The following is a 5,711-nucleotide window of genomic DNA, read 5'->3' on the forward strand; positions in this document are numbered from 1 at the left end:
CGTAGCTTTATGGGTCGATAGACGTAGCTTTATGGGTCGATAGACGTAGCTTTATGGGTCGATAGACGTAGCTTTATTGATGCTACAGCCCTTAAATAGCAAAGGATAGCGAGAGCTTAAAAGCTTTTAAAAACATTAAAAACATTAAAAACCTTTTTTCTTTTTTTTATTAACTAAAAGAACAAGAGCTTTTACCTATCTAAATTTGCAGTATCGATACTTATCTGTACCTGTAAAGCAAGTATTCGGAGTGACTCTCGCATAAAATTCACCATCTGGACCGTTAACCACATTATGAGCAATCTTAGCTGCTGCTAAACTATTGTATTTAGTTTGACGCTCTGCAATGTCTGCTTTGCTAGGCACAAGTAACCAAACAGAAAATAAAGTAAGAGCAAATATACAAGCACATATAGCACCTACCAGACCAGCAGCCTTCCAACTTAGTGATCTAGCAAACTCATCTGATAACTCTTTGGTGTATCGTTCAGCGCCTTCTCTAGCTTCCTTTCTAACACTGATTAACGTGTTTTTGGCATCATTGGCTAATTGCCGATTTTGTTCCTCAAACTCAGTAGAAAAAAAGCTTAAACTCTTAAAGTTGGCATCAAAGGTTTTTTTCATATCTGACGATAATATGGATAAATCATTAATGCTGGTGGTGGCTAGGTTCACGGTTTGTACTAAGTGATGATTCGCCTTTTCAACATGACCACCAACGCCTTGCGTTAACTGGTTATGGTAGTGATTAAGCACCGCAGACACTTCTTTGCTAACCTCTTTAGCCGCACCAATAGCAATCGCTGATTTGATGACATTCTCTCGTTCTTGATAATCATTGAGCTGAGCTGTTAGATTGTTTACCAGCTTGGCGGTTGCTTCGTCTCTGTCTTTGGTGGCTTGATCTGTTGCCTCTATTTTTTCTAACAAGGCAGTATTATGTTCTGTCAATGTGGCAATGGCGGTAAGTAGGTCTTCAAGGTTGGGTGTCTCTGACATTTTTATCTTCCTAATCCATAGCTGCGGCTGCGATTAATCTCGTTACTGTAGTCTGTAATCTCTTTTTGGACGCTCTGTAGTGCTTGCTTCTGAGTTTTTTCGATAGTTTGGCTGTGATTGTCTATAAATTCACTTAAAACGCCTTGTAGGGCTGCTGTGTGCGTTTTACGCTCACTGGTATAGTGTATATTTTTAATCTCATTCAATGCTTGCTGTGATTTGTCGTTAACTAAGTCCGTTAACGCGCCACGCTCATTTGACGCAAGCTCGCGCTGTCTTTGTGTGGTGTTTGGGTTATCCGTGTATTTATCGAGGCTGTGCATGACTTCATTAGCGACTGAAATCGCTAAAATAAGTTTGCCGGTCTTGCTGTTTGGATCAATCCCTTTCTGCGTATGCTGTTCCAATTGTGCCATTACAGCTGCATACAGTGATTTTTTGTCGGCAAGGAATTGCTTGTTTTCAAGCGCAAGCTGCCTTGCTCTGTCGGCTCGTGCCTGTTCAACGCGCTCACGTTCGGCTTGTTCACGTTTTTGTTGGTCGGCAAGGTCGCGCTGTCGCTGCTGCTCCAATGCTAAGTCTTTTTGTTTTTGCTCATTCTCGCGCTTAGTCTTAATGCCCTTTGCCATCGCCATAGCTTGTGCAACCGCATCTAGCGTAGGCGCTTTAGGCTTTGGCGCAGGTAGCGATTCAGGTTCTTTGATGGGTTCATCTGCTGTGGTTGTCCTGCTTGGCGTGGGTAAATCAATACTGATCGCCTTTGTTGGTGGCGGTGTGCTGTGTTCAACGTCTTCAATCTTATGACCATTCAAGATAATGGCATCAGCGGCATCATTCACGATCTGATTTTTGGCAAGCTCAACGCCCCAAACTAGCTCGTTACGCTCGTTAATTATTTCGTTGATGGTGCCAAGCTGTGTTGCTGGCGTTTTATCAATCTCGTAGTGCTTGCCTTCTTCTTTGGCTTGCTCTGCTTTTCTTAGCTCTCGCTCGTATTTGTCACGTTCTAGCTTGGTAGCCACTGACCCCATTTTGAGCTGTGGCTCAATATCAATTCCTTGCGCGGCATAGCTGCGACTATCAATCAATTTATGGTCATGCTCGGCTAGTTTTTCGTTGGCGATATGCTCCCATATTTGGCGAACGTCTGTAATCTCATGGCTGACTCGCGCCATGCCAAGCGAGCGCCGCTTATTATCGGACAGCTCAATGCTCGCTTTGTCGGTTAGTATGATCTCGTTATTATCGTCAAGCGCTGCGGTGCGCGTGGTGAACATGATATGAGCATGGAAGTTGCGAGGGTCTGCACCCCGATCAATCTCTTTTTGTGTGGGTTGATGGATAGCACAGTCGGCAATCGTACCGTAACGATCCGCTAGGGTTTGGGCGAAGCTATGCGCTAACTCCTTACGCTCTTGCTCGTTCAGCTCGTACGGTAGATTAACCAGCCATTCGCGAGCCACACGCGCATCTTTTCTTTTCTCGGCAGCTTCCGCTTTGTTCCATAAATCACTACGATCAATATCAGCGTTGGCAGCAGCCAACGCTGTCGGAAAAATAATATCGGCACTCATCACGCCATGCTTTTTTGAATAGTCATGGGTCTTGCCATATCGCTTATCTTCAAGCTCTACTCCTGCGCGATAGCTCGCACTAGCAACAGCACTTTGTCCGTTACCTCGTGATATGGATTTAGTCGATGCGATGAAAATAGCCATTATTGATTGCTCGGTTTTTAGTTTTTGCCACTAACGTCTTTCTGTTAGTAGTGGGGTTTTAGGGGTTTCCCCTAACGTGTTTTGATTTTATAAATGTGTGACCGTTAGGGATAAACATTTGTAAAGTCGAAAACTCGCACTTAGTCAGTGGGACTTCAACCATCCGTCGATTAACTATATCATAAACTGTTGTTAGGTATTAGCGAAGTTGCTATAGTTAAGAGAACTATAATTTGATGATTTAAGGAAGAGTTATGAGCTTACTTGGTGGTAATGATTTGAAAGAGCAGCAGAAGATTAATGATCTTGAGCTTAAGATAAATAGAGAGAAGCAGAAGTTAGATAAGAAGCTAACACGGCAAAAAATACTACTGGGTGCTTTTCTTGTAGATGCCTTAGAGAAGGATGCAGTAAATGGTTTAAAGGAATATACAGCCGATAATCTATTGAACTTCCTGACCAGACAGGGAGATAAGGATTTAATGTTAGACTTGGTAAAGAATCTGAAAACTGTGACAGTGGAGAAGTATCATAGTTCTAATAATTAAAAAAATATAAATTTGAGACTCTAATGAAAATTATACTTGGTATAGGGTTTATAGATGGATTTTTGTAGCTGGGACTGGAAAGCTATTGCGCCCTTCATCACAGGATCGGTTGCTTTATTTATATTCTACCAATGGAGAGGTCAAAAACGCAGTGAAATAATGTCAAATGAGGCTGCAAAAATCTTAGTTCTTCTGGAAGAATATAGGGAATACCTTGTTGATCTAGATAGTGAGATGATGAAACCATTAAAAGACGACAACACAGCTAAATTGGAAGAACTTAGATTGATTGCTCGTCAAATTTGCAATAGTGCTATATCGTTTAGTGGGTTAGCCAGTAACGAAAGGGCTATAGCGACACAAATCAAAAATACCGTTGGTACTTTCTATAATAAAGCTAAGAGCTTAGATAAGAAAAGCTTTCCAGAGATTAGGGAAGATCCAGAAAGTCCTATATTAGTATCGGGATTTGATAATGCGATTAAAAAACCAAAAACTATCCTAATTTATTATTTTAAATATCAAGCATTTACATTGTTTTTTAGGGAATTGGTTAGCATGATTACTACTAATTATTTGAAATTAAAAAAATATCTACGAGGTTGATTTGAATCAAAAACAATATGTTCGGTTATCAATAGTATTAGCTGTTCCAACTTTAGCTCTTAGTCTTTACGTAGGACAAGAAGGTATTTTTCATCCAAAAGGGCAATTTGTACAATGTAGTGTGAGTAAGGCTTATTGTTCTCCAATGATAAATACTTATCAGTTCCAATCTGACTTACATTTAAAGTATTTCGTTGATTCCCCAGATAGGTTTTTGGGGTTGTATGACATTGATGTCCCAATGAAGGTTTATTTCAATACTACTGACAATGGAATGCAAGACGTAAGCAGTTTAGTAGACGGTAAAATATTAGAAACAAGTAATTGCTTAATATTGCCACAGAACAGAATCAGTTGTAGCCATCATCGCAAAAAAATCCAACCTAACTTTGTGTCGGATGGACGAATAGAGTTTATCAATCCAGAAGACGAAATAGCGTTCAATAATATAGCGGAGGAGGGTAAGTCGTATTTTAAGAATTATACTTTCATTCGTATTATTGATGGTTTCGGAGTATTTTTAATACTTTTTACTCCATATCTGATTTTTTCATGGATAATTCACTTCATAATCTATGGAGCTAAAATAGGTGCGCAGAGAAAAAGACCCTATCAATAAACCATACCCCAAGGGAACCAAATATTTCAGCCTTCAAACCTATTAACAGACTACTTAAAACAGACTGCTATAATGGAACCACTTATAATAGACCGCTAGCATTAATAATCTAAATAATCCCTGATTGGACGCTTCTTGAACTGAGAAGGGTCTTTTTTTAGGCGGTTAGTCATCTCAAACTCCCAACCACTATCGCTTTGTCCTGCTGCACTGGTAGGGCTGACCATGTGATTATAGTCAGTAATAAACTGAGGGTTGCGAGCAATACGCCCTAACTGTTTATCGTTTAATCCTTCAACTGTGAACATATCTGCTGTATCAACATCTCTTTTCTTAAGCTCAGTAGTGGTTTTTCTTTTATCATTCTTCACCTTAAATTTGAATGTAAAACCTACAATTACACGTCCATCTTTGTGTTGCTCATACTCGGCTTGAATATCTGTATGTTTATTTATTTGATTGATAGCATGGTCTAAAACTCGAGCTTTGAAGTTATTCATTTTCTTGTACTGCTCAGGCTCAACACCTAATTTCCTGCGTAGATCATCCACTGATATTCTGTTAGTTTTACCAATTGCTTTCCATTGCATCATTAACTCATAAAGCCTGATTGAATACTCGCTTTGTAACTCACTAACCTGCTTCAACTCATATTCAGTGTATTGCTCGCTAAGTCTTGTTATAAGCGGAATAACTGCATCTGTGAATTGCAGCTCAACCAGACCAGCAGCATCAATGTAGGTTATTTTTTGCACCCATCTAATCACATGGCGAGCTAACTTTCCTGTCTGTTCGTGAATGTCTTCATACTCAAAATGAGCATCAAACAATCCACTTGTAGCACTTTTTAAGGCATCGTATGAAGTATGCTTCTCCACCTTGAATTGCTCTTGATAGCTCTTTGCTTTAATTTGAAGAACACCTCTAGCGTCAATCAACTGTTTTTGTTCCCTAGCCTCAATGATTGCTAGAAAAATGAGGCGCTGCTCAGGTATGCCAAGGGAGTAACTAGCACTGATTAATTTATTATCTTTGGTTATTAACTGCTTATCGCTCATTTCATACTTTCCATAGTGAATGATATAAGCACTATAACCCATAAAGCTACAAAATTATATACACTGTAGCTTTATGGGTCGATAGACGTAGCTTTATGGGTCGATAGACGTAGCTTTATGGGTCGATAGACGTAGCTTTATGGGTCGATAGACGTAGCTTTAT

6 protein-coding genes are annotated in these 5,711 nt (G+C 39.8%); 3 read left to right on the forward strand and 3 right to left on the reverse strand.

Annotated elements, in window-relative coordinates; all coding sequences use genetic code 11:
• Positions 1-195: 195 nt before the first annotated feature.
• Complete coding sequence (locus ACS8FD_RS12775; protein ID WP_075103750.1) at positions 196-999, reverse strand: hypothetical protein; 804 nt, start codon at positions 997-999, stop codon at positions 196-198.
• A 2-nt stretch (positions 1,000-1,001) separates the two neighbouring features.
• Complete coding sequence (locus tag ACS8FD_RS12780; RefSeq protein ID WP_439263636.1) at positions 1,002-2,717, reverse strand: MobA/MobL family protein; 1,716 nt, start codon at positions 2,715-2,717, stop codon at positions 1,002-1,004.
• 254 nt (positions 2,718-2,971) lie between these two features.
• Here ACS8FD_RS12780 and ACS8FD_RS12785 point away from each other — a divergent pair, with 254 nt between their 5' ends.
• The 3 genes from ACS8FD_RS12785 to ACS8FD_RS12795 are packed head-to-tail and all read left to right on the forward strand — an operon-like array spanning position 2,972 to position 4,490.
• A complete protein-coding gene (locus tag ACS8FD_RS12785; protein ID WP_439263638.1) occupies positions 2,972-3,265 on the forward strand; it encodes a mobilization protein MobS in 294 nt (97 codons plus the stop codon).
• Between the two features lie 54 nt (positions 3,266-3,319).
• Positions 3,320-3,871 (forward strand): hypothetical protein, encoded by a 552-nt coding sequence (locus ACS8FD_RS12790; RefSeq protein ID WP_439263640.1) that lies wholly within the window; start codon positions 3,320-3,322, stop codon positions 3,869-3,871.
• A 1-nt stretch (position 3,872) separates the two neighbouring features.
• Complete coding sequence (locus ACS8FD_RS12795; protein ID WP_439263642.1) at positions 3,873-4,490, forward strand: hypothetical protein; 618 nt, start codon at positions 3,873-3,875, stop codon at positions 4,488-4,490.
• 101 nt (positions 4,491-4,591) lie between these two features.
• Here the strand turns inward: ACS8FD_RS12795 and repM are convergent, their stop codons facing one another.
• Positions 4,592-5,548 carry a replication initiation protein RepM gene (gene repM / locus ACS8FD_RS12800; protein WP_075103751.1) on the reverse strand — a complete coding sequence of 319 codons (957 nt, stop codon included), beginning with the start codon at positions 5,546-5,548 and terminating at the stop codon, positions 4,592-4,594.
• Positions 5,549-5,711 lie beyond the last annotated feature (163 nt).

Source organism: Psychrobacter sp. 1U2 (genome assembly GCF_051847575.1).